This is a genomic window from Variovorax defluvii (genome assembly GCF_039541515.1).
GTDB lineage: Bacteria > Pseudomonadota > Gammaproteobacteria > Burkholderiales > Burkholderiaceae_C > Variovorax > Variovorax defluvii.
The window spans coordinates 1-21,272 of sequence record NZ_BAABGJ010000048.1; the positions used below are offsets into that span (position 1 = coordinate 1).

The following is a 21,272-nucleotide window of genomic DNA, read 5'->3' on the forward strand; positions in this document are numbered from 1 at the left end:
GCGCGGCCACGGGGGGCAGCGCGTAGGTGGCGGGCAGCAGCATCGCGATGGTGGCGACCGGGCCGATGCCGGGCAGCACGCCGATCAGCGTGCCCAGCAGGCAGCCGACGAAGGCGTAGATGAGGTTCTGGAACGTGACGGCGTGACCGAAGCCCAGTGCAAGATGTTCGAAGAGTTCCATGGCGCGTTCAGCCCGTGATGAAGGTGGGCCAGACCTGGAACTGAAGGCTCAGGCCGATGATGAAGGTGAGATAGCTGCCGACCGCCAGAACGGTCCCCAGGATGAGCGCGGACTTCACCGGAAATTCGGAACCGGCGCGGCTCACGACGAGCACCAGCGCATAGATCGCTGCGATGAGGCCCATGGCCGGCAGGCCGATGCTCGGCAGCCCGCCGAGCAGGACGCCGAAGATCAGGTTGGCTCCGATGACGAAGCCGAGCGGCTTCCACGCGATTCGGCCCACCGGCTCGCCGTCGGACGTTCGAACGGTGAGCGAGCCCAGGATCACCCCCAGGCCCAGCACCGCGAGCAGGATGCCGAGCATCAGCGGAAAGTAGCCGGGACCCATGCGGGCCCCGGTGCCGATGCTGTAGTTCGTCGCGCCGATCGCGAAGGCCGCGCCGACGATGGTGAACATCAAGCCGGAATAGAAGTCCTTCTGGCTTTTGATTCTCATAAATGCACTTTGGAAGAAGAGTCGAGGGATGAAACAGGACGGGCCATCGAAGGCGGTCCGAGATGGCCCGCGGACACGCGGCAACGGCGGCGCCTGCCCCGCAGGCGTGCAGGACCTTCGAAGACACCGCTCGTATTTAGCTCATGTTATGACGCTTTTTATATCACGTGATGAGTAATTACCCTGCGGTCCGGCCCGGGCGGCTTGCTACATTCCTGCAGAAGCGAGAACGGGGAAACGAGGCGATGGCGACGAACGAGGAACTGGCCGCGGGCAAGCGGCGACTGGAGGCACTGTCGGAATTCCGGTTCCGGCTGCGCAGCTTTCTGCGCTTCAGCGAGGACGCCGCGCGCGAGGCCGGCATCACGGTGCTGCAGTACCAGCTGATGCTGCACACCCAGGGCTTTCGGGGGCGGGACTGGGCCTCGGTGAGCGAGATCGCCGAACGCCTGCAGGCCCAGCCGCACGGCGTGGTGGCGCTGGTGTCGCGCTGCGAAGAGGCCGGCCTGGTCAAGCGCCGGCCGAGCAAGGTCGACCGCCGACTGGTGGAGGTGCACCTGCTGCCCAAGGGGCGCAGGGTACTCGCCAAGCTGGCGCGCGAGCACCAGGAGGCCCTGTCGGAACTCGCCGAGGCGGTGCGCCTGGCGAGTCTGATGCGGGACGAGATCGCGGAGGACTGAGGCGGCCTGTCCCATTTGCGCCGGTGCGGATCACAATGCTTGCCTGGCCATGCACCCGGAGGTGCACCATGCCGGATGATTCACCGCAGCCGGCCCAGATGTCGGCACGCGCTCGCCGCATCACACCGAACCCGGTTCGGCAGGCTGGAACATCTGGCTGCACAGGCAGGTGATGAGCCGCATCGCCGCCCACTGCGGAACGCTGCCGCCCGACCTGTGCGACTGAACACGACCCTCCCTTCGGCGACCTCGACCGAGCCGCCACCCCGCCGCAACGGGGCGACCGGTTCACGCAATCAGCGAGGCCATCAGCCGCGCGACGTGCACCGCCTCGCGCTGCGCGCCGTCGGCGATCTGGTGGCGGCAGCTGGTGCCGTCGGCCAGCACGATCGCATCGGGGTTCTCGCGCACGGCCGGCAGCAGCGAGGCTTCGGCCATCTGCATCGAGACGGCATGGTGCGCCGCCTCGTAGCCGAAGCTGCCGGCCATGCCGCAGCAGGAGCTTTCGATGAGCTCGGGCTTCGCATCGGGGATGAGCTTGAGCACCTCGAGGATGGGGCTGACCGCGCCGAAGGCCTTCTGGTGGCAGTGGCCATGCACCAGCAGCCGCTTCGTGGCGGGCCTGAACTCCAGCTTGAAGCGGCCTTCGCGCGCCTCGCGGGCAATGAACTCCTCGAACAGCAGCGCCTGCTGCGCCACGGTCTCGGCCTTCGCGCCCAGACCCATCACCAGCGCCTCGTCGCGCAGGGTGAGCAGGCAGGACGGCTCCAGGCCCACGATCGGCACGCCGGCCTCGGCCATGGGCAGGAGCGCCTCGACGAGCGCACCGGCGCGCGCCTTGGCTTCGTCCACCATGCCGCAGGCCAGGTAGGTGCGGCCGCAGCAGTGGTGGCCGCTGTACTTGTCGATGGTGTGCAGCAGGTAGCCCGCCGCGCGGAGCACCCGCACCGCGGCCCAGACGTTCTCGCTCTCGAAGCCGCCATTGAAGGTGTCGACGAACAGCACCGCCGACTTGCGCCCGCTGAGCGCGGCGGCGATCACCATGTCGCTGCTGGTGAAGAGGCCGGGGTCGGGCTCGTTCCAGAAGGTGTCGCTGCGGAATGCCGGCAGCGAGCGCTTGGCCGACAGGCCCAGCAGACGCTCGCCCAGCCAGGCCAGGCCGCTCACGCGGTTGCGCAGGTTGAAGAGCCAGGACGCGCGACTGGCGGCATGCAGGTAGTCGGGCAGGCGCGCGACCAGCTGGTCGCGCAGCGTGTGGCCATGCTTCTTCTTGTAGTGGGCAAGGAATTCGATCTTCATGCGCGCCATGTCCACGCCGGTGGGGCAGTCACGCTTGCAGCCCTTGCAGCCGACGCACAGGTCCATGGTGTCCAGCATCGCCTCGCTGGTGAAGGCGCCTTCGCCAAGCTGGCCCGAGAGCGCCAGGCGCAGGGTGTTGGCGCGGCCGCGCGTGAGATGCTGCTCGTCGCGCGTCGCGCGGTAGCTCGGGCACATGGTGCCGGCATCGAACTTGCGGCAGTGGCCGTTGTTGTTGCACATCTCGACGGCCTTGGCGAAGCCGCCGGTCACATCGCCGCCGCTGCCGGGCGGGGTGGTCTCTTCGGTGACCGGGTCGGCCTGCACGTTCCAGGCGGACCAGTCGAGCACGGGCACGAGGGGAATGCGCCGGTAGGGCCGCGGCGCGGAAGGGGGCGCGAAGCGGAACAGGGCGCCGTCGTCCATCTTCGGCGGATCGATGATCTTGCCGGGGTTGAACAGGCCGATCGGGTCCATCCGCTGCTTGATGGAGCGGAAGGCCTCGTTGAGGGCGGGACCGAACTGCCACTCGATCCATTCGCCGCGGCACAGGCCGTCGCCATGCTCGCCGCTGAAGGCGCCCTTGTACTTGCGCACCAGCGCGCCGGCCTCTTCGGCGATGGCGCGCATGCGGGCAGCGCCGTCGGTGCGCATGTCGAGAATGGGCCGCACGTGCAGCGTGCCGACGGAGGCATGGGCGTACCAGGTTCCGCGCGTGCCGTGGCGTGCGAAGACCTCGGTCAGTGCGTCGGTGTACTCGGCCAGGTGTTCGAGCGGCACGGCGCAATCTTCGATGAAGCTCACCGGTTTGCCGTCGCCCTTGAGGCTCATCATGATGTTGAGGCCGGCCTTGCGCACCTCCCACAGGTTCTTCTGCGCGCCCTCCTCCGGCATGCGCACCACGCTGTCGGGCAGGCCCAGGTCGCCCATGAGTTCGACGAGGCGCTGCAGCTGGAGCAGCAGCGGGCCGCGGTCCTCGCCCGCGAACTCCACCAGCAGGATGGCGGCGGGCCGGCCGATGAGCGCCTTTTCGACCGTGGGCTTGAAGGCCGGGTTGGCGAGGCTGAGATCGATCATGGTGCGGTCGACCAGCTCGACCGCGGTGGGCCCCAGCTTCACGATGTGCTGGGCGGCGTTCATGGCCGCGTGGAAGGTGGGGAAGTTGACCACACCCAGGACCTTGGCCCGTGGCAGCTCGGCCAGTTGCAGCGTGAGGCTGCGGGTGAAGGCCAGCGTGCCCTCCGCGCCGATCAGCAGGTGCGCGAGGTTGACGCTGCCGTCGGCGGTGTAGGGTCGCTCGCTCTGGTTGTGGAAGATGTCGAGGTTGTAGCCGCCCACGCGCCGCATCACTTTGGGCCAGCGCGCCTCGATCTCGGGCGCGAGCTGGCGCGCGAGCTGCTGCACGTGCTGCGCGATGCCGGCCGCGCGCACGCCGAGCGAGGCGACCGGGCCGAAGTCGACGCATTCGCCGTCCGACAGCCAGGCGCTCGCGCCGAGCACGTTGTGCACCATGTTGCCGTAGGCGATGGAGCGCGAGCCACAGGAGTTGTTGCCGGCCATGCCGCCGAGCGTGGCCTGCGCGCTGGTGGAGACGTCCACCGGGAACCAGAGGCCGTGCGGCTTGAGCTGGGCGTTGAGATGGTCGAGCACGATGCCCGGCTCGACGGTGACGCGGCGCGCCGCCACGTCCAGGTCGAGCACGCGGCGCAGGTGCTTGCTGTTGTCGATCACCAGGGCCGCGCCGGTGGTCTGGCCGCATTGGCTGGTGCCGCCGCCGCGCGGCAGGACGGGCACCTGGAACTCGCGCGCAAGGTCGATGGCAGTGGCGACGTCGCGCCCGGTCTTGGGCACCAGCACGCCCGCGGGCATGATCTGGTAGATGGAGGCGTCGGTGGCGTAGCGGCCGCGCGAGGGCGCATCGAACAGCACTTCGCCCTCGGTCTCGGCCGCGAGGCGGCGTGCCAGGGCGGCGCAGGCCTCGTCGGACGGCGGCACGGTGCCGGCCGGCTGCAGGTGCTGGGCGGGGTCGGGGCGCATCGGGTCAGCGCCTGCCGCCGGCGTGGGCGTCGGGGTAGGCCTGGCCGGCGCGCAGCAGCGCGAGCACGGTGTCGCGCTTGCGGTGCAGGTGCTCGATCATCAGCGCGCGCATGGCCGCGGCGTCGTGGGCTGCCAGCGCCTCGATCATGCGTTCGTGCTCGGCCACGGCCATCTTCCACTTGGCCTCGTCCTGGTTGGTGCGGAAGCGCAGCGACTGCACCCGCGCGTTGATGGCGCGGTAGGTGCTGGCCAGTACCGGGTTCTTGGCGGCCTCGTTGATGGCGGTGTGGATGCGCGCGTTGATGCGGTAGTAGCCGGAGAGATCGCGCCGCGCGAAGCAGGCCATCATTTCGTAGTGCATGGCGCGCAGCTCGGCCAGCTCGGGCTCGGTGATGCGCTGCGCCGCCAGTTCGCCGGACAGGCCTTCCAGCGTGGCCAGCAGCTCGAAGGTGTTCTGCACGTCGGCCTCGGTGAGCTTGACGGCCACGGCGCCGCGGTTGGGCAGCAGGTCCACCAGGCCCTCGGCCGCCAGCAGCTTGATGGCCTCGCGCAGCGGCGTGCGCGAGACGCGCAGTTGCTCGCACAGCTCGCGCTCGTTGAGCTTGGCGCCGGGCGCGATCTGGCCCTCCACCAACAGGGTGCGCAGCCGCGCCGCCACTTGGTCGTGCAGCGCGAGACGGGCGATTTCGATCACTTCAGCCATGGCGTTTCCATCCTCGACCGCATTTTGAATGCAAAAGTGGTGTGACTCAATCCCTGAACTTTCGGGTTAACCATCATGTAGAAATGCATTTTGAATGCAAAACTGGGCGTAGAAAGGATCGTCCATGCTGCACCTCGATGCCCACCCGACCGGCCGCCACTTCCTTCAGATTCCTGGCCCCAGCCCGGTGCCCGATCGCATCCTGCGCGCGATCAGCCTGCCCACCATCGATCACCGCGGCCCGGAGTTCGGCGCGCTGGGCCTGAAGGTGCTCGCAGGCATCCGCCAGGTGTTCCAGACGCGCCACCCGGTGGTGATCTACCCGGCCTCGGGCACGGGGGCCTGGGAGGCGGCGCTTTCGAACACGATGAGCCCGGGCGATGCGGTGCTGATGTACGAGACCGGCCACTTCGCCACGCTGTGGCAGAAGATGGCGCTGCGCCTGGGCCTGGCGCCCGAGTTCATCGGCCTGCCGGGCACGGACGAGACGGGCCTGCCGCGCAGCTGGCGCCACGGCGTGCAGGCGGACCTGATCGAGGCCCGCCTGCGTGAAGACGGCAGCCATCGCATCAAGGCGGTGTGCGTGGTGCACAACGAGACCTCGACCGGGGTGACCTCGGACATCGCGGCGGTGCGCCGGGCGATCGATGCGGCAGGGCACCCGGCATTGCTGATGGTGGACAGCATCTCGGGCCTGGCCAGCGCGGACTTCCGGCACGACGAATGGGGCGTGGACGTCACCATCAGCGGCTCCCAGAAGGGGCTGATGCTGCCGCCGGGAATCAGCTTCAACGCGCTGTCGCCCAAGGCGATCGAGGCGAGCAGGTCGGCCAGGCTGCCCAAGGCCTTCTGGGCCTGGGACGAGATCGTGGAGATGAATGCGAGCGGCTACTGGCCGTACACGCCGAACACGAACCTGCTGTACGGCCTGTCGGAGTCGCTCGACATGCTGCTGGGCGAAGGGCTGGAGCAGGTGTTCGCGCGCCACCAGCGCTGGGCCGCGGGCGTGCGTGCGGCGGTGAATGCGTGGGGGCTGCCGATCCAGTGCGCGGACCCTGCCGTCCACTCGCCGGTGCTCACGGGCGTGATCACGCCGCAGGGGGTGGATGCGGACGCGCTGCGGCGGCTGATCCACGAGCGCTTCGACCTCTCGCTGGGCACGGGGCTTGGCAAGCTCAAGGGACGGATGTTCCGCATGGGCCACCTGGGCGACAGCAACGACCTGACGCTGGTGGCGATGGTGGCAGGCGTGGAGATGGGCCTCAAGCTCGCGGACGTGAAGCTCGCCGCCAGCGGCGTGGCCGCGGCGATGGAGCACTTCTCCAGCCATGCGGCGAGCACCGCGCTGAAGAAGGCGGCCTGAGCGCCGCGCGCCTGCGGACGTCGCCTCCGCTTCGTCTTTCCTTTCCCTGGCTTTCCGCACACATACACACGAACAAGGAGACAGATCCATGCAACGACGTTCCCTGATCCAGGCGGCGGGCGCCGCCGCGGCCACGCTCGGCGTGCCACGCGTGTTCGCCCAATCATGGCCGCACGGGCCGGTGCGCATCGTGGTGGGCTTTCCGCCGGGCGGCGGCACCGATGCGCTGGCGCGGGTGGTGGCGCAGAAGCTGTCGGTGATGTGGAACCAGTCGGTGATCGTGGAGAACAAGCCCGGCGTGGCCGGCGTGCTGGCGGCGGAGTACGTGGCGCAGCAGCCGAGCGACGGCTCGACCCTGCTGATGGCGCACATCAACAGCCATGCGCTCGCGCCCAGCCTGCAGCCCAAGCTGCGCTACAACGTGGAGCGCGACTTCGTGCCGGTGGTGCTGGTGGGCGTGACGCCCAACCTGCTGATCGCCGGCCCGGCGCAGAAGGCACTGACGGTGAAGGACATCGTCGCGCGCTGTGCCGCGGAGCCGGGCCAGGTGAGCTTCGGCTCGGCCGGCGCCGGTTCGGCCCAGCACCTGGCGCTGGAGATGTTCAAGCTGCAGGCCAAGGTCGATGCCATGCACGTGCCCTACAAGGGCAGCGGCCCACTGCTGGCGGACCTGATGGGCAATCAGATCCACTACAGCTTCGAGACCATGACCGCCGCCACGCCGCATGTGAAGAGCGGCAAAGTCACGGCGGTGGCGCAGACGCGGCTCAAGCGCGCCAAGGGTCACCCCACGGTGCCGACGATGCAGGAGCAGGGCTTCGAAGGCTTCGAGGCCACCACCTGGTACGGGCTGGCCGGGCCGGGCAAACTGCCCTCGGCCATCGCCGACAAGATCAACCAGGACGTGAACGCCGTGCTGGCCATGCCCGACGTGCAGGAGCGGATGGACAACTACGGCGCCGAGGACGGCGGCGGCTCACGCGAGAAGTTCAGGCAGTTCATCGCGAGCGAGATCCAGATGTGGGCGCGGGTGGTGCGTGATGCGAAGGTGAAGGTGGACGCGTAGCGTCCGTGTCGTGCCCGCAGCCTGCTTGCGCCCTGCCCTGCCCTGCCCTGCCCTGCGCGGATCAGGGAGAGGCGGCCTCGTTCCAGGTCGCCGGATCGGAGGCGCGGGGTTCGTTCCAGAGACAGGGGCCGCACATGGTGGCACGGTAGACCTGCCGGCCGTCCTTCACGCCCGCCACCACGGGCGTGCCGCCGCACACCTCGCATTGATGGTCGAAGTCCGGTTCGTAGCGATCGATGGAGGTGATGGGTTCCATGGCGGCCATGATCGCAAAGAGATGTGACGCTGTCGCTGCGCCCGTTGACGTAGGACGCCGCTGCGTGGGGTCATTGCGCGCCGCCCACGCGCGTCGCCTGCACATCCGTGCGCGCACTCCGCGCGCTGCGTGATCAGTCGGCGCGGGCTTCTTCGCTCAGCTGAGCCATCAGCGCTTCGGTGTGCTGGCCAAGTCCCGGCGCGCCGATGCCACCCGACGCGCCGTCCTCGCGGTAGCGGAAACCCAGCCCGGGCGTGCGCACGGTGGCCGCGCCTTGCGCGAAGCTGGCCAGCGGCAGATCGATCGCGCCGCCGGCCTGCACCTCGTCCAGGAACTCGCCGAGACGTCGCACGCGCGCCGCCGGCACGCCCACCGCATTGAGCCGCGCTTCCATGTCGGCGGCCGAGCGGGTGGCGAAGGCATCGCGAAAGCATTGCTGCAGATACGCCAGCCGGCGCGCCACCACGAAGCCGCCGCCCGGTGCGTTGAAGGCTTCCAGGTCCAGCGCCTCGCCGTCCTCGCACAGCGCTTCCAGGCCCAGCACGGCGCACAGCTTGCGGAACTGCGCAGGGGTGTTGGCGGCAGTGGCCAGCCAGCCGTCGGCGCAGCGGTAGGTGTCGGCGGTGGGGCTGCCGGTGTAGCCGCGGTTGCCCACGCGCCGGGGCTCGACCCGCTGCGTGAGGAAGCTGCTGGCGTGGGGATACATCAGCATGAGGGAGGCCTGGACCATCGAGGCATCGATGTGCTGGCCCTTGCCTTCGCGCGCGCGGCGGTGCAGTGCCGCCACGATGGAGAGCGCGCCCAGCATGCCGGCCGCCACGTCGATGACCGGGAAGCCCACCTTGAGCGGGGGCGCCTCCTCGCTGTCGCCGGACATCATCATCATGCCGGTGAGGGCCTGCACCACGTGGTCGTAGGCACCGCGCCGGGCCCACTCGCCCGACTGGCCATAGCCGGAGATCGAGCAGTAGACGATGTCGGGCTTCACCGCCTCGATGGCCGCATGGTCCAGGCCGTACTTCGCGACGACGCCGGGCCGGAAGTTCTCGATGAAGACGTCGGCCGTGCGCGCCAGCGCGCGCACCTGCGCCGCGCCCTCGGGCCTGCGGATGTCGGCGACGAAGGAGCGCTTGCCCGCGTTGAGCGCGGCGAAGCCGGCCGGTGTGTCGCCCTGCGCCTCGCCGGGGCCGCGGCTGGCGCGCATCACCTCGCCGGCGGGCGGCTCGATCTTGATCACCTCGGCGCCGAGCTGCGCGAGGTACAGCGAGGTCAGGGGGCCCGCGATCACGTGCGACATGTCGATGACGCGCACGCCTTCCAGGGGTTTGGACATGGGATGGCTTCCTTTTCTTCGGTTCGCTTCAGCTCGCGCTCACGCCGGCGAGCTTGACGATCTCGGCCCACTTGCGGTTCTCGCTTCGCACGAAGTCGGCGAAGGCCTGCGGGCTCTCGCTGAGGGCCGCCGTGTTGCCGGCGGCCTCGAAGGCGCTTTGCACGGCGGGCGTCTTCAGCGTCCGCGTCGCCGCCGCGTGCAGGGTATCGACGACGGCGGCAGGCGTCTTCGCCGGCGCCCACATGCCGAACCAGGACTCCTGCACCGCGAGTTCGTTCTTCAGCCGCTCATGCAGGGTGGGCACATCCGGCAGTTGCGCCAGCCGCCGGCGGCTGGTGACGGCCAGCGCGCGCAGCTTGCCGCCCTTGACCTGCGGGATGCCGGTGCCCGCCACCGGAAAAGCGTACTGCGTGTCGCCGCGCAGCAGCGAGGCCGCGATCTCGACCGAGCCCTTGAGCGGAATGTGCGTGACCTTGAGCCCCGCCAGCGATGCCAGCGTGGCGCCGGCCAGGTGCGCCGAGGTGCCGATGCCGCCGGAGCCGTAGTTGGCCTGGCCCGGCCTGGCCCGGAGGTCGGCGATCAGGTCCTCCAGGCGCTGCCAGGGCGCGTCGGCGCGCACCACGAGCACGGTGGGCGAGGCCGCGAGGTTGCTCACCGCCGCGAAGTCGGCGAGGGGATCGAATTTGAGGTCCGGCTGCAGGATCTTCTGGATCAGGTGCGTGTTGGAACCCATCAGCAAGGTGTAGCCGTCGGCCGGCTGCTGCGCCACGTACTGGGCGGCCAGCACGCCGGCCGCGCCCACCTTGTTCTCGATGACGATCGGCTGGCCCAGCGCCTCGCCGAGCGTGGGGCCGGCCTGGCGCAACTGGACGTCCGGTCCGCCGCCCGCGGCATAGGGCGAGATGATGCGAACGGGCTTGACCGGGAAGGCCTCGGCGGCGCGCACGGCCGGCGGCCCGAGCGCGAAGGCCGATGCGGCGAAGCAGAAATGGCGGCGTTGCATGGGTTGTCTCCAGGGGGCTTCGATGTGGCCTCAGCATAGGCCGCGGTGGCGATATCCAAAAGTGATATGTTTTCATCGACATCAAACTTTCTGGAAAGCCCCATGCCCGATACCGCTGCTGCCGCTGACGTTGCTGCTGGAGCCGACCTGCGCCGCCTCGTGGCGCGGCTGCGCTTCCGCCATCTCCAGCTACTGGTGGCAGTGGAACGCGGCGGCAGCCTGCGCGCCGCCGCCGGCGTGCTCCACCTGACGCAGCCCGCGCTGAGCAAGGCGTTGGGCGAGGTGGAGGCAGCCTTCGGCTTCGCGCTGTTCACGCGCAGTGCGCGCGGCCTGGCGCCGACGCCGCGCGGCGAGCTCGTGGTCCGTGGCGCGGCCCTGCTGCTGGCCGAACTCGCGCACCTGGGCGAAGAAGTCGCCGCCGAACCCTCGGTGACGGTGCTGCGCGTGGGCGCGCCGCCCTTCGTGGCTCAAGGCTATCTGCCGCAGGTGTTCGAGCGCCTGGTGGCCGCAAGCGCGGGGGTGCGGGTGCAGCTGATGGAAGAGCGGGTGCCGCTGCTGGTACAGGCGTTGCTGCAGGGCCGGCTGGACGCGCTGGTCACCAGCTACCCGACGGAAATGCCGGAAGCAGCCGGCCAGCCGCTGCTGTACGAGAAGCTGTTCGACGCGGACTTCACGGTGATCGCACCGGCGGCGCACCCGCTTGCGCGGCTGCGCCAAGTCGGCTGGGAGCGGCTGGCGGCAGAGCGCTGGATCATGCCGGCGCCGAGCTCGATGGTGCGTCGCATGATGGAGGACGTGTTCCGGCGCGCCGGCCTCATCGCGCCGGTGCCGGTGATCGAGTCGACGAGCCCGGTGACCAACCTGCGCCTGGTCGCGGCCGGGCTGGGATTGAGCGCGGTGCCTGGCGCCACCCTGCGCGCCGGCGATGCGGAGAGGGCGCAGGTGCGGCGGGTCCGCGTGCATCCGGAGATCTCCCCGAACCCGGTCGCGCTCATTTATCGCGCCGCGCCGCCGAACCCGAGGCTGGCGCTGCTGCGCGAGGCCTTGGCCTGTCAGACAAAGCCGACAACCAAGCGCCGAACATCTCTTGCCCGCAAGCGCGAAAGATAATGACAAAACCCTTGGGGTGTGGTCTCGCCGGTATGCAGGCGCAAGACGACCATTCCCGGCCCCCCTTTTCCCATGCTGAATCCCACGCTGCTGCACTGCTTTCCCCACGACCTTTCCCAACCACCGAAGATGCAGCTGGCCTCTGTTTTCGAAGCGCAATGCAGGGCCCGGTCGGAACACCTTGCGTTTGCCTTCCTCGGGGACGACCTCTCACCGGCACGTCAATGCAGCTATGCCGAGTTGCACGAGGACGTTCACCGCATCGCCGCCTGGTTGTCGGGCCAGACCCGGTCAGGCGACCGGGTTCTGCTGGCCTTCGGGCCGGGGCTCGACTTCGTGCGCGTGTTCTGGGCCTGCCTGCTCAGCGGCCGGGTGGCGGTGCCGGTGCCCTCGCCCGATCCGGCGCGCCTGCTGCACGCCGCGCCGCGGCTGCGCAGCGTGATCGCCGACTCGCGCGCCGCGCTGGTGCTGACCAGTGCCGGCCTGCTGGAGGCCGCAGCCGCGGTGCTGGATCCGGCCGCCTTCGCGACGACGCGCTGGGCCGCGCTGCCCGATGCATCGCAGTGCGCAGAGGCGGCGGCGGACTTCACGCCGCCGCCGATCGAGCCGCAGACGCTGGCCTATCTGCAATACACCTCCGGCTCGACCTCGGCGCCGCGCGGCGTGCGCCTCACGCATGCGAACGTGCTGGCCAACGTGCGCGCGCTGATCGCCGCCGGCCAGGGCACGGAGGACTCCCGCCTGCTCAGCTGGCTTCCGCATTTCCACGACTATGGACTGGCGTTCGGAGTCCTGGTGCCGCTGGTGCTGGGCGCCCGCAGCTATCTGATGTCGCCGCTGGCCTTCCTGCGCCGGCCGCTGCGCTGGCTGGAGGCGGTGCAGAAGCACGGCATCACGCACACCGGCGCGCCTGAATCGGCTTTCGCGGCCTGCCTCGCCGCGCTGGGCGACAAGCCGCTTGCGACGCGGCTGGACAGCCTGGTGTCCGTCAACTGCGGCGCCGAACCGATCCAGGCGCAGACGGTGCAGCGCGTGCTGAGCGTGTTCGGCGCCGCCGGCATGGCGCCGCAGGTTTTCGCGCCTTCCTATGGACTGGCGGAGGCGGTGCTGGGCGTGAGCGCCGTGCCGCCGCACCAGGCGCCGCGCATCGTGCCCGTCGATCCGGACGCCCTGCTCGCGGGCCGCTTCCAGCGCGTGCCGGAGAGCGCACCGAATGCGCGCCCGCTGGTGGGATGCGGGCGTCCGATGCAGCACACCGAGATCCGCATCGTCGAGCCGGGCGAGCCGGGCCATCCCTGCGTGGATGGCCGGGTCGGCGAGATCTGGGTGCGCTCCCCGAGCGTGGGCGGCGGCTACTGGATGCAGCCCGAAGCCAGCGAGGCCACCTTCAACGCCCACCTGGCGGACGGCAGCGGCCCCTGGCTGCGCACGGGCGACCTGGGCTTCATGGACCAGGGCGAGCTGTTCGTCACCGGGCGGCTGAAGGACCTGATCATCGTCCACGGCGAGAACCACTATCCGCAGGACCTGGAGTGGAGCGCGGAGCGCGCGCATCCGGCACTGCGGCCGGGCCATGGCGCGGCCTTCTCGGTGGACACGCCGATGGGCGAGGGCGTGGTGCTGGCGCTCGAACTCGACCGCCGCGCCGACGCCGATCCGGAAGCGGTGTTCCGCGCCGTGCGCCGCGCCATCGCGCTGGAGCATGGGCTGCCCCTGCACGCGGTGGCCTTGCTGCGCGCGGGCACGCTGCCGCGCACCTCCAGCGGCAAGGTGCAGCGCCAGCAATGCCGCGAGGCCTTCCTGGCCGGTGAACTCCAGCTGGCCGCGCCGCTCGACGCGGGCACCGAAGCGCCGCCCGAGGAAAGCCAGGAGGACAACGAGCGCCGCGAGCGCCTGGGCCACGTGCTGCCGCGCGACGCGCGCGAGCAGGCGGTGTGGGACATCTGGTGCGAGGTGCTGGGCACGCGGGCCTTCGGCGTGCACGAGAGCTTTTTCGAACTGGGCGGCAATTCGCTGCGCATGACGCAGGTGGTGTCGCGTGTCGCCGCGCGCTTTGGCGTGACGCTGCCGCTGGCCGAGATGTTCGAGCATGCGAGCGTGGCCGCGATGGCGGCCCAGGTCGCGCAGCAGTTGCAGGACGGCGCGGCTTCCCAGGCCGCGGAGGCGGACACCGCGACAGTGCCGGTCGTCGCGCGCGGCGTGCCGCTGCCGGCTTCGCTGTCGCAACGGCGCATGTGGGTGATCCAGCATTTCGAGCCGGCATCGACGGCGTACAACGTGCCGTTGGCGATCCGCCTGCGTGGCACGCTGGACGCCGCGCTGTGCCAGCAGGCGCTGGATGCGATGGTGCGCCGGCACGAAGGCCTGCGCACCCGCTTCGTGATGGGCGAACACGAGCCGATGCAGTGGATCGAGCCCGCGATCGAGGTGCCGCTGGAGCGCATCGACCTGGCCCATCTGCCGGAGCGGGAACGCAACGCCCAGGCGCGCGCCCTCCTGACGCAGCGTGCCGCGCAGCCTTTCGACCTGTCGCAGATGCCGCTGCACCGCCCACTGCTGATCCGCCTGGACGAGCGCGAGCACGTGCTGTTCTGGGTGCTGCACCATGCGATCACCGACAACTGGTCGAGCGCGCTGCTGATGCGCGAGACCCTGGCCGCCTACGGCGCGCTGGCCGTGGGGCGTGCGCCGCTGTCGGACCCGCCGGCCATCGGCTATGCAGACTACGCCGCGTGGCAGCGCAGTCCGGCTGCGGTGGAGGCACGCCGGCCGCACCTGGACTACTGGCTGGAACGCCTGCGCGAGTTGCCGGACCTGGAACTGCCCACCGACTTCCCGCGCCCGGCCAAGCCGAGCCACCAGGGCGGCCGCATCTCGGCCGCGCTGCCGCCGCGCCTGCGCGAGACGATGCGCAGCTTCGGCAGCCGCGAGGCGGCCACGCCCTTCGTGGTGTACCTCTCCGCCTTCGTGCTGATGCTGTCGCGCTACGCGAACAGCGAGGACATCGCCGTGGGCACGCCGATCGCCAACCGCCACCGCGTGGCGGCCGAGCCGCTGGTGGGCACGCTGGTCAACACGCTGGTGATGCGCACCGATCTCTCCGGCGACCCCAGCTTCACCCAGCTGGTGCACCGCGTGCGGCGCAATGCCCTGGAAGCCTTTGCCCACCAGGACGCGCCTTTCGACGAACTGATCGATGCCATGGGGCACGACCGCACGCTGCGCCCGGAAGGCCCGGTGCGGGTGCTTTTCAACGTGCTGAACGCGCCGGTGGACGAGCCGGAGATGTTCGGGCTGGAGGTGGACGAGTTCGACTTCGAGCGCGTGGCCGCGCAGTTCGACCTGTCGATGCACATCGACACCGAGTTCTCGCAGCGCGTGCACCTGGAGTACGCCAGCGATCTCTACAGCGAGGCCAGCGCGCAGCGCATGCTGGAGAACTACCTCTCGCTGCTGGAGCGGCTGCTGGACGCGCCCGAGCGGCCGCTCTCCGAGCAGGAAACGATCTCGCCGGCGCAGCTCAACCTGCTGCGCCACGCCTGGAACGGCGCGCCAATGCCGCTGCCCGCGCGGCAACTGGTGCACGACTACGTGAACCTGTCGGACGCCACTGTGCAGGACCGCACCGCGGTGATCGATGCCCAGGGGCGGACGCTCAGCTTCGGCGAAGTGGACGCGCAATCGAACCGGCTGGCGCACGCGCTGCGCCACCGCGGCATCGCGCGCGGCCGGCGCGTGGGGCTGTGCATCGCGCGCGGCCCCGCCATGCTGATCGCGCAACTGGGCGTGATGAAGGCCGGCGCGGCCTACGTGCCGCTGGACCCGGACTACCCGGCGGACCGGCTGCGCTTCATGGCCACCGATGCCCATCTCACCGCGGTGCTGATGCAGCCGCAGACGCGGGAGATCCTGGAGGGCCTGGCCATCCCGATGCTGGAGATCGAGGACAGGCACCTCGTGCAGGGCCAGCCCTCGCACGCACTGGCGCCCGACCCCGAGCTCGATGCCACGCCGCTGGACGAGGCCTACCTGATCTACACCTCCGGCTCGACCGGCCAGCCCAAGGGCGTGCGCGTGCCGCATCGGGCGGTGGTGAACTTCCTCGAAGGCTTCAGGAAGACGCCCGGGCTGTCTTCCGACGACTGCCTGGTGGCGATCACCAGCCCGTCCTTCGACCCGTCGGTGCTGGACCTCATGCTGCCGCTGGCGGTGCGCGCGCGCGTGGTGATCGCCTCGCAACAGCAGGTGCACGACCCGGTCGCGCTGCGCGCGCTGCTGGAAAGCAGCGATGCGACGCTGCTGCAGGCCACGCCCTCGGCCTGGCGCGCGCTGATCGAGGCCGGCTGGCAGGGCAAGCCGGGCTTCCGCGGCCTGATCGGCGGCGAGGCCTTGCCGCCGGTGCTGGCCGAGCGGCTGATGGAACGCACGGCCGAACTCTGGAACATCTACGGGCCGACCGAGACCACGGTGTGGGCCACCGCCTGGAAGGTCGAGTCGCCGCGCCACGGGATCACCGTGGGGCGGCCGATCGACAACGTCAGCGTGTGGGTGCTGGACCCGCAAGGCCGGCTCTGCCCGATCGGCGTGGCGGGCGAGCTCTACATCGGCGGCGCCGGCGTGACGCTGGGGTACTACCGGCGCGACGCACTGACGCTGGAGCGTTTCGTGCCCGATCCCTTCGGCGAAGAAGAAGGCGCCGAGGGCGCGCGGCTCTACCGCACCGGCGACCTGGGCCGCTGGCGCCATGACGGGCTGCTCGAGCTGACGGGGCGGGCCGACCACCAGGTCAAGCTGCGCGGCTTCCGCATCGAGATGGGGGAGATCGAGTCTGCGCTGCTCGACCACCCCGAGCTGGCCCATTGCGTGGCCGTCACGCGCGCCGAGCGCGAGGACGACGTGCGGCTGGTGGCCTACTTCGTCGCGCGCGGACCGGTGCCGCCGGCGCCGCCCGTGCTGCGCGAGCACCTGCGCAGCAGACTGCCGCACTACATGGTGCCGCAGCACTTCGTGCCGCTGGACGCCATGCCCATGCTGCCCAACGGCAAGGTGGACCGCAGCAGGCTGCCGGCGCCGGCGATGGACGTGGTGCTGGCCGACGGCCGCAGCTACGTGGCGCCGGCCACGCACAAGGAAGAGGTCATCGCGGGCATCTGGGCCGAGCTGCTGGGCGTGGACCAGATCGGCCGCACCGACAACTTCTTCGACCTGGGTGGCCACTCGCTGCTGGCCATGCGGGCGGTGAGCGCGACCGAGGCCTTGCTGGGCTGGAAGATCGCGCCGCGCCGCCTCATCTACGAGAGCCTTCAGCAGATCGCCCGCGAGGAGAACCTCCAGCCGGGGTGAAGCTCTTCCCCAAGCTCGCTCACTTCGTGTAGCTCTCCCGCCCCCTCTCCGGGGCCAACACCAGCGGCCCGGCAAACTCCGCGGTGTTCCACGACTAGGCTGCAGGCGAACTCATCCGTCGCGGGTCAGGCCAGGCGCCGTAGAGACTGGTCTGGCACGTCGCGGGAAGGGCTTGCTCAGGAAGGGCGAGCCCTTCTCGCCGAAACGCCACGGCACGTCGGCCGCCTTGGAGATCCCGATGCGCGGGCCGGCTTCCACCACCACCTCCGGGTGGTCGTCGGGTGCGGCGAGCAGGGCGAAGGGCCGGCGGTCCAGCCGCTTGCCGTTGAAGCCGGCGTCGATGCCCAGGGCCTGTGCGACCCGGCCGGGGCCGGCGCAGAGCAGGCGGATCTCGTCCAGGCCGCGCCGGGCGCGCATGCGCTCCAGGCCGGCGGTGGGCGCCAACGCGCGGATCAGCACGCCGGCGCCGTGGCCCTCCTCGCGGCAGACGAAGTTGAGGCACCAGTGGATGCCGTAGGAGCGGTAGACGTAGGCGCGCCCGGGCGGGCCGAACATCGCGGCGTTGCGCGGCGTGGGGCCGCCGAAGCTGTGGGAGGCCGGGTCTTCGCGGTCGTAGGCCTCGGTCTCGACGATGCGCCCGCCCACGCCGTCGACCAGCAGCACCAGGCCGATCAGGCGCGGCGCCACTTCGTGCGAGGGCGCGAGGAAGTCGATGTCGGCCAGCGTGCGGCGGCTCACTGGAGCACCTTCGCCTTCGGAACGGCCGTGCGGCTCACAGGCCCTTTTCCACCATCTGCAGCAGCCGCAGGCCCAGCGCTTCGGTCTCGTCGCGCGAGGCGCCGCGCAGCGGACCGTCGATGATCAGGAGGGCGAGGCCGTGCACGGCCGCCCAGGCCAGGTATTCGGCGCCGGGCCGGCGCTCGGGCGGCAGCACGCCCGCGGCCACCATCTGGTCGATGGCGGCGCCCAGCAGCTCGAAGGGGTTGAGGCCGCTGGCGCCGCCCTTGGCCTCGCCGCCGGTCTGGTCCACCACGTCCACCGGCCCGCCGAAGGCCGTGCGGAACAGGCCCGTCTGGTCCAGCGCAAAGCGAAGGTAGCCGGCGCCAATGGCCCGCACGGCAGCGCGCGCCCGCTCGGCGGGAGAGCCTTCCTGCGGCACGGCGGCGAGCTCACCCTCCATCGCGGTCGCCGCTGCCGCCAGTGACGCGGCGCGCACAGCCAGCAGCAGCGCCTGCCGGCTGGCGAAGTGGCGGTAGGCTGCATTGGGCACCACGCCGGCCCGTCGGGTGGCCTCGCGCAGCACCACCGCCTCCGGCCCGCCTTGCCGGGCCAGTTCCACGCCCGCCTCCAGCAGCGCCCGCCGCAGGTCGCCATGGCGGTAAGTGCTGCGGGCGGGGGGGACCAGGCTCGCATCACCCGTTTTCTGATTCATGTGGACGCCGTCCATTTTTTCCGCTATCGTGGCCATCACCTTGTGGACGTTGTACACAACGCCACTCGTTCCATCAAGCCTGGCACAGGCTTTCTTTGAAGGAGTTCCCATCATGCATGTCCAGTCCTACCTGTTCTTCGAAGGCCGCTGCGAAGAGGCGCTCGACTTCTACCGCGCCCGGCTTGGCGCGGAAGTGACGATGCTCATGCGCTTCAAGGACGGTCCCAAGATGGAACCCGGCGAAGGGATGTGCGGCAACCCCGGGATGCCCGCCCCACCGGAGAACAACGTGATGCACGCGGAGTTCAAGGTCGGCGACAGCACGCTGATGGCCTCCGACGGCATGGCGCAGGAACCGGCCACCTTCCGCGGCTTCTCGCTGTCGCTGTCCGTGGCGGACGAGGCCGAAGCGAAGCGCAAGTTCGAGGCGCTCGGCGAAGGCGGTCAGGTGCAGATGCCGCTGGCGCCCACCTTCTTCTCGCCGGCTTTCGGCATGGTGCAGGACCGCTTCGGGGTCAGCTGGATGGTGATCGTGCCGGGCCCGGCGCCGCAGTAGTCAGCGCGGCTCGTATCGTGCAGACAGTGGGTCTATTTCAGTGATTCGGTGGACCAGGCACGTCCGCGGCCGTTCTCGCGCGCCGCGCTGCGGCGCGAACGGGCCAAGGCGACGATCTCGATCAATCCCCACACCAGGGCGCCGCCGAGCGCGCGCAAGCCGTGGGGGTTCAGGGGCCGGAGAAGCGGTGAGTTCATGAGGGTTCCGGCGGCTCGCGAAGGGCCGCCGGCCGACCACCCTACAGGCCGCCTGTGACGGCCTGATGTCGGTCATTGCCGCTATCCTGGGCGCCCCTCGACGCCCCATCCCTTCGACGTGTGAATGCCGCGGCCTTGCCCGAATTGCTGGAGCTGGAACAACTGGTCCGGCTGGCCGGGCCGCTGATGCAGACGCGCCTGCTGTGCGAAGTGGAGGCCGGAGCACGACGCTTTCCGGTGTGGGCCTTCCTGCTCGGCAGTGCGCGCGCAGATGCGCCGGCAGTGGGCTTCTTCGGCGGCGTGCATGGGCTCGAGCGCATCGGCGCGCAGGTCGCGATTGCCTACCTGCGCAGCCTGGTGATGCGGCTGGCCTGGGACGAGACGCTGCACCGGCAACTCGAGACCCTGCGTATCGTGTTCATGCCGCTGGTCAACCCTGGCGGCACGTGGCTGGGCACGCGCGCCAATCCCAACGGCGTGGACCTGATGCGCAACGCGCCGGTCGATTCGCCGGAACCGGTGCCCTACCTGATCGGCGGCCAGCGCATCAGCGCCCGCCTGCCCTGGTACCGCGGCGCGGCCGGGGAGCCGATGGAGCGCGAGAGCGCAGCGCTGTGTGCGCTGGTGCAGGCCGAGCTGCTGGGCCGGCCTCTGGCCGTGGCGGTGGACTGCCACTCGGGCTTCGGCCTGACGGACCGCATCTGGTTTCCCCATGCCCATACGGCACAGCCTTTCGGGAACCTGGCGGAGATGCACGCGCTGTGCGAGATCCTCGACCGGACGCTGCCGCACCACCGCTATCGCCTGGAACCGCAAAGCCGCCAGTACCTGGCGCACGGCGACCTCTGGGACCACGTGTACCTCGGGGCGACGCGGGGCAGCGTGTTCCTGCCGCTGACGCTGGAGATGGGATCGTGGCTGTGGGTGAAGAAGAACCCGCGCCAGCTCTTCTCGCGCCACGGCATCTTCAACCCGGTGATCGAGCACCGGCACCAGCGCGTGCTGCGCCAGCACATCGCCTGGCTGGACTTCGTCACCCGCGCCGCCGGCAGCCATGCGCGCTGGCTGCCCACCGGTGCGCAGCGGGCGTGGCACGAGCAGCAGGCGATGGTGCGCTGGTACGGAAGGAAAGGATGAGCCACCGAGCCCCTCCCAAGACGAACACTGCAGCGCTCCGCGCGAAGGTGACCCCATGCCGACCTGGGTCCTGATGCGCGGACTCACGCGCGAGAGCGCGCACTGGGGCAGCTTTCTCGGCAAGCTGCAGGCGCGCTTTCCCGGCGACCGGATCGTCGCGCTCGATCTGCCCGGCAACGGCCGTCTGCGCGGCATGCCAAGCGCGGGCCGCATCGAAGACACGGTGCACGCCTGCCGAGAACAGCTGGACGCGCTCGGCATCGCGCCGCCCTACCGGGTTTTGGCGATGTCGCTGGGCGCGATGGTGGCGGTGGAGTGGGCGGCGCGGCATCCGCGCGAGCTTGCGGGCTGCGTGCTGATCAACACCAGCTTGCGGCCCTTCAGCCCCTTCTACCGCCGCCTGCGGCCGACCCGATATGCCGCGCTGCTCGGACTGCTGCTGGCGCGCGCGGACGGACGCGAACGCGAGGCGGCGATCCTGCGGCTGACCACACGCCACCCGGAGGGCGGCACCGCCGTGCTGGACGACTGGGCGGCGATTCGCGCCGCGCGGCCGGTGTCGGCCGTCAACGCCCTGCGCCAGGTGCTGGCGGCCGCGCGCTACCGGGCACCGCCGGTCGCGCCACCGGTGCCGCTGCTGGTGTTGGCGGGTGCGCGCGACGGCCTGGTGCATCCCGGCTGCTCACGGCGGCTGGCGCGGCGATGGGGCACCGCGATCGCGGAACATCCCTCGGCCGGGCACGACCTCCCGCTGGACGATGGGGACTGGGTGGTGGATCAGGTGGCGCGTTGGGCGGCGCGGGGGGGCTTCGTCGCGGCATGAGACATCCTGGGGGGCCTTGGTGTTGCTCGCTCTCCCGATCTCTCCGCACTGGGCCTTTGTTTTGGCGTGGGTCTTGTTGTGGCTTGGACTCGTTGTGGCTTGGACTTGTTGTGGCTTGGACTTGTTGTGGCTTGGACTTGCCACGCGGGGCTTTGTTTTTGCCTTGCTTGTTGGGTGGCGCAGGAGCCGGGAATTCGCCCCGGCGGGCGAGTTACTTTCTTTGTCTCGCCAAAGAAAGTAACCAAAGAAAGGCGACCCCA

The 21,272-nt window shown here is 70.2% G+C and carries 18 protein-coding genes; 8 read left to right on the forward strand and 10 right to left on the reverse strand.

The window, feature by feature from the left end; all coding sequences use genetic code 11:
• Both ABEA07_RS16335 and ABEA07_RS16340 read right to left on the reverse strand, forming a co-directional pair.
• Positions 1 to 181: tripartite tricarboxylate transporter permease (locus tag ABEA07_RS16335; protein ID WP_345539134.1), on the reverse strand; the 181-nt coding region annotated here is incomplete at its 3' end.
• A gap of 7 nt (positions 182 to 188) precedes the next feature.
• Entirely contained in the window at positions 189 to 677 is a 489-nt protein-coding gene (locus ABEA07_RS16340; RefSeq protein WP_345539136.1) for a tripartite tricarboxylate transporter TctB family protein, read from the reverse strand.
• A gap of 245 nt (positions 678 to 922) precedes the next feature.
• Here ABEA07_RS16340 and ABEA07_RS16345 point away from each other — a divergent pair, with 245 nt between their 5' ends.
• Positions 923 to 1,357, forward strand: a complete 435-nt coding sequence (locus ABEA07_RS16345) for a MarR family winged helix-turn-helix transcriptional regulator (protein WP_345539137.1) — start codon at positions 923 to 925, stop codon at positions 1,355 to 1,357.
• Between the two features lie 288 nt (positions 1,358 to 1,645).
• On the opposite strand, the gene ABEA07_RS16350 is transcribed toward ABEA07_RS16345, so the two are convergent.
• A complete protein-coding gene (locus ABEA07_RS16350) occupies positions 1,646 to 4,690 on the reverse strand; it encodes an FAD-binding and (Fe-S)-binding domain-containing protein (RefSeq protein WP_345539139.1) in 3,045 nt (1,014 codons plus the stop codon).
• A gap of 4 nt (positions 4,691 to 4,694) precedes the next feature.
• Complete coding sequence (locus tag ABEA07_RS16355) at positions 4,695 to 5,393, reverse strand: GntR family transcriptional regulator (protein WP_345539141.1); 699 nt, start codon at positions 5,391 to 5,393, stop codon at positions 4,695 to 4,697.
• A gap of 124 nt (positions 5,394 to 5,517) precedes the next feature.
• Between ABEA07_RS16355 and ABEA07_RS16360 the strand changes: the two genes are divergently transcribed.
• A complete protein-coding gene (locus ABEA07_RS16360) occupies positions 5,518 to 6,756 on the forward strand; it encodes a pyridoxal-phosphate-dependent aminotransferase family protein (protein ID WP_345539142.1) in 1,239 nt (412 codons plus the stop codon).
• Positions 6,757 to 6,844: 88 nt separating this feature from the next.
• Positions 6,845 to 7,822 (forward strand): Bug family tripartite tricarboxylate transporter substrate binding protein, encoded by a 978-nt coding sequence (locus ABEA07_RS16365; RefSeq protein WP_345539144.1) that lies wholly within the window; start codon positions 6,845 to 6,847, stop codon positions 7,820 to 7,822.
• 61 nt (positions 7,823 to 7,883) lie between these two features.
• Here ABEA07_RS16365 and ABEA07_RS16370 read toward each other — a convergent pair whose 3' ends face one another.
• The 3 genes from ABEA07_RS16370 to ABEA07_RS16380 form a co-directional block, all read right to left on the reverse strand.
• Complete coding sequence (locus ABEA07_RS16370) at positions 7,884 to 8,078, reverse strand: hypothetical protein (protein WP_345539145.1); 195 nt, start codon at positions 8,076 to 8,078, stop codon at positions 7,884 to 7,886.
• 133 nt (positions 8,079 to 8,211) lie between these two features.
• Positions 8,212 to 9,411 carry a CaiB/BaiF CoA transferase family protein gene (locus ABEA07_RS16375; protein WP_345539146.1) on the reverse strand — a complete coding sequence of 400 codons (1,200 nt, stop codon included), beginning with the start codon at positions 9,409 to 9,411 and terminating at the stop codon, positions 8,212 to 8,214.
• A gap of 28 nt (positions 9,412 to 9,439) precedes the next feature.
• Entirely contained in the window at positions 9,440 to 10,414 is a 975-nt protein-coding gene (locus ABEA07_RS16380; protein WP_345539148.1) for a Bug family tripartite tricarboxylate transporter substrate binding protein, read from the reverse strand.
• A gap of 102 nt (positions 10,415 to 10,516) precedes the next feature.
• Here ABEA07_RS16380 and ABEA07_RS16385 point away from each other — a divergent pair, with 102 nt between their 5' ends.
• Positions 10,517 to 11,524, forward strand: coding sequence for a LysR family transcriptional regulator (locus tag ABEA07_RS16385; RefSeq protein ID WP_345539150.1), 1,008 nt, complete (start codon positions 10,517 to 10,519; stop codon positions 11,522 to 11,524).
• A gap of 72 nt (positions 11,525 to 11,596) precedes the next feature.
• Positions 11,597 to 16,867, forward strand: coding sequence for an amino acid adenylation domain-containing protein (locus tag ABEA07_RS16390; protein WP_345539152.1), 5,271 nt, complete (start codon positions 11,597 to 11,599; stop codon positions 16,865 to 16,867).
• Between the two features lie 111 nt (positions 16,868 to 16,978).
• Here the strand turns inward: ABEA07_RS16390 and ABEA07_RS16395 are convergent, their stop codons facing one another.
• Together ABEA07_RS16395 and ABEA07_RS16400 are read right to left on the reverse strand one after the other, a co-directional pair.
• Positions 16,979 to 17,605 (reverse strand): DNA-3-methyladenine glycosylase, encoded by a 627-nt coding sequence (locus ABEA07_RS16395; RefSeq protein ID WP_345539153.1) that lies wholly within the window; start codon positions 17,603 to 17,605, stop codon positions 16,979 to 16,981.
• 34 nt (positions 17,606 to 17,639) lie between these two features.
• The gene (locus tag ABEA07_RS16400) at positions 17,640 to 18,299 is read right to left on the reverse strand and encodes a TetR/AcrR family transcriptional regulator (RefSeq protein WP_345539155.1); all 660 of its coding nucleotides are present in this window, start codon (positions 18,297 to 18,299) and stop codon (positions 17,640 to 17,642) included.
• Between the two features lie 112 nt (positions 18,300 to 18,411).
• Here ABEA07_RS16400 and ABEA07_RS16405 point away from each other — a divergent pair, with 112 nt between their 5' ends.
• Positions 18,412 to 18,855, forward strand: coding sequence for a VOC family protein (locus tag ABEA07_RS16405; protein WP_345539157.1), 444 nt, complete (start codon positions 18,412 to 18,414; stop codon positions 18,853 to 18,855).
• 32 nt (positions 18,856 to 18,887) lie between these two features.
• Here ABEA07_RS16405 and ABEA07_RS16410 read toward each other — a convergent pair whose 3' ends face one another.
• Entirely contained in the window at positions 18,888 to 19,052 is a 165-nt protein-coding gene (locus tag ABEA07_RS16410) for a hypothetical protein (RefSeq protein ID WP_345539158.1), read from the reverse strand.
• A 186-nt stretch (positions 19,053 to 19,238) separates the two neighbouring features.
• On the opposite strand from ABEA07_RS16410, the gene ABEA07_RS16415 reads away from it, so the two are divergent.
• Together ABEA07_RS16415 and ABEA07_RS16420 are read left to right on the forward strand one after the other, a co-directional pair.
• Positions 19,239 to 20,189, forward strand: coding sequence for a M14 family zinc carboxypeptidase (locus tag ABEA07_RS16415; protein ID WP_345539162.1), 951 nt, complete (start codon positions 19,239 to 19,241; stop codon positions 20,187 to 20,189).
• 55 nt (positions 20,190 to 20,244) lie between these two features.
• Complete coding sequence (locus ABEA07_RS16420; RefSeq protein ID WP_345539160.1) at positions 20,245 to 21,012, forward strand: alpha/beta fold hydrolase; 768 nt, start codon at positions 20,245 to 20,247, stop codon at positions 21,010 to 21,012.
• The last annotated feature ends 260 nt before the right edge of the window (positions 21,013 to 21,272 follow it).

Coding starts and splice junctions, on each gene's coding strand:
- ABEA07_RS16350 (WP_345539139.1), bottom strand. CDS start 4,690: ATGCGCCCCGACCCCGCCCAGCACCTGCAGCCGGCCGGCACCGTGCCG.
- ABEA07_RS16345 (WP_345539137.1), top strand. CDS start 923: ATGGCGACGAACGAGGAACTGGCCGCGGGCAAGCGGCGACTGGAGGCA.
- ABEA07_RS16380 (WP_345539148.1), bottom strand. CDS start 10,414: ATGCAACGCCGCCATTTCTGCTTCGCCGCATCGGCCTTCGCGCTCGGG.
- ABEA07_RS16415 (WP_345539162.1), top strand. CDS start 19,239: ATGCAGACGCGCCTGCTGTGCGAAGTGGAGGCCGGAGCACGACGCTTT.
- ABEA07_RS16355 (WP_345539141.1), bottom strand. CDS start 5,393: ATGGCTGAAGTGATCGAAATCGCCCGTCTCGCGCTGCACGACCAAGTG.
- ABEA07_RS16405 (WP_345539157.1), top strand. CDS start 18,412: ATGCATGTCCAGTCCTACCTGTTCTTCGAAGGCCGCTGCGAAGAGGCG.
- ABEA07_RS16400 (WP_345539155.1), bottom strand. CDS start 18,299: ATGAATCAGAAAACGGGTGATGCGAGCCTGGTCCCCCCCGCCCGCAGC.
- ABEA07_RS16375 (WP_345539146.1), bottom strand. CDS start 9,411: ATGTCCAAACCCCTGGAAGGCGTGCGCGTCATCGACATGTCGCACGTG.
- ABEA07_RS16410 (WP_345539158.1), bottom strand. CDS start 19,052: ATGAACTCACCGCTTCTCCGGCCCCTGAACCCCCACGGCTTGCGCGCG.
- ABEA07_RS16340 (WP_345539136.1), bottom strand. CDS start 677: ATGAGAATCAAAAGCCAGAAGGACTTCTATTCCGGCTTGATGTTCACC.
- ABEA07_RS16370 (WP_345539145.1), bottom strand. CDS start 8,078: ATGGAACCCATCACCTCCATCGATCGCTACGAACCGGACTTCGACCAT.
- ABEA07_RS16360 (WP_345539142.1), top strand. CDS start 5,518: ATGCTGCACCTCGATGCCCACCCGACCGGCCGCCACTTCCTTCAGATT.
- ABEA07_RS16420 (WP_345539160.1), top strand. CDS start 20,245: ATGCCGACCTGGGTCCTGATGCGCGGACTCACGCGCGAGAGCGCGCAC.
- ABEA07_RS16365 (WP_345539144.1), top strand. CDS start 6,845: ATGCAACGACGTTCCCTGATCCAGGCGGCGGGCGCCGCCGCGGCCACG.
- ABEA07_RS16385 (WP_345539150.1), top strand. CDS start 10,517: ATGCCCGATACCGCTGCTGCCGCTGACGTTGCTGCTGGAGCCGACCTG.
- ABEA07_RS16390 (WP_345539152.1), top strand. CDS start 11,597: ATGCTGAATCCCACGCTGCTGCACTGCTTTCCCCACGACCTTTCCCAA.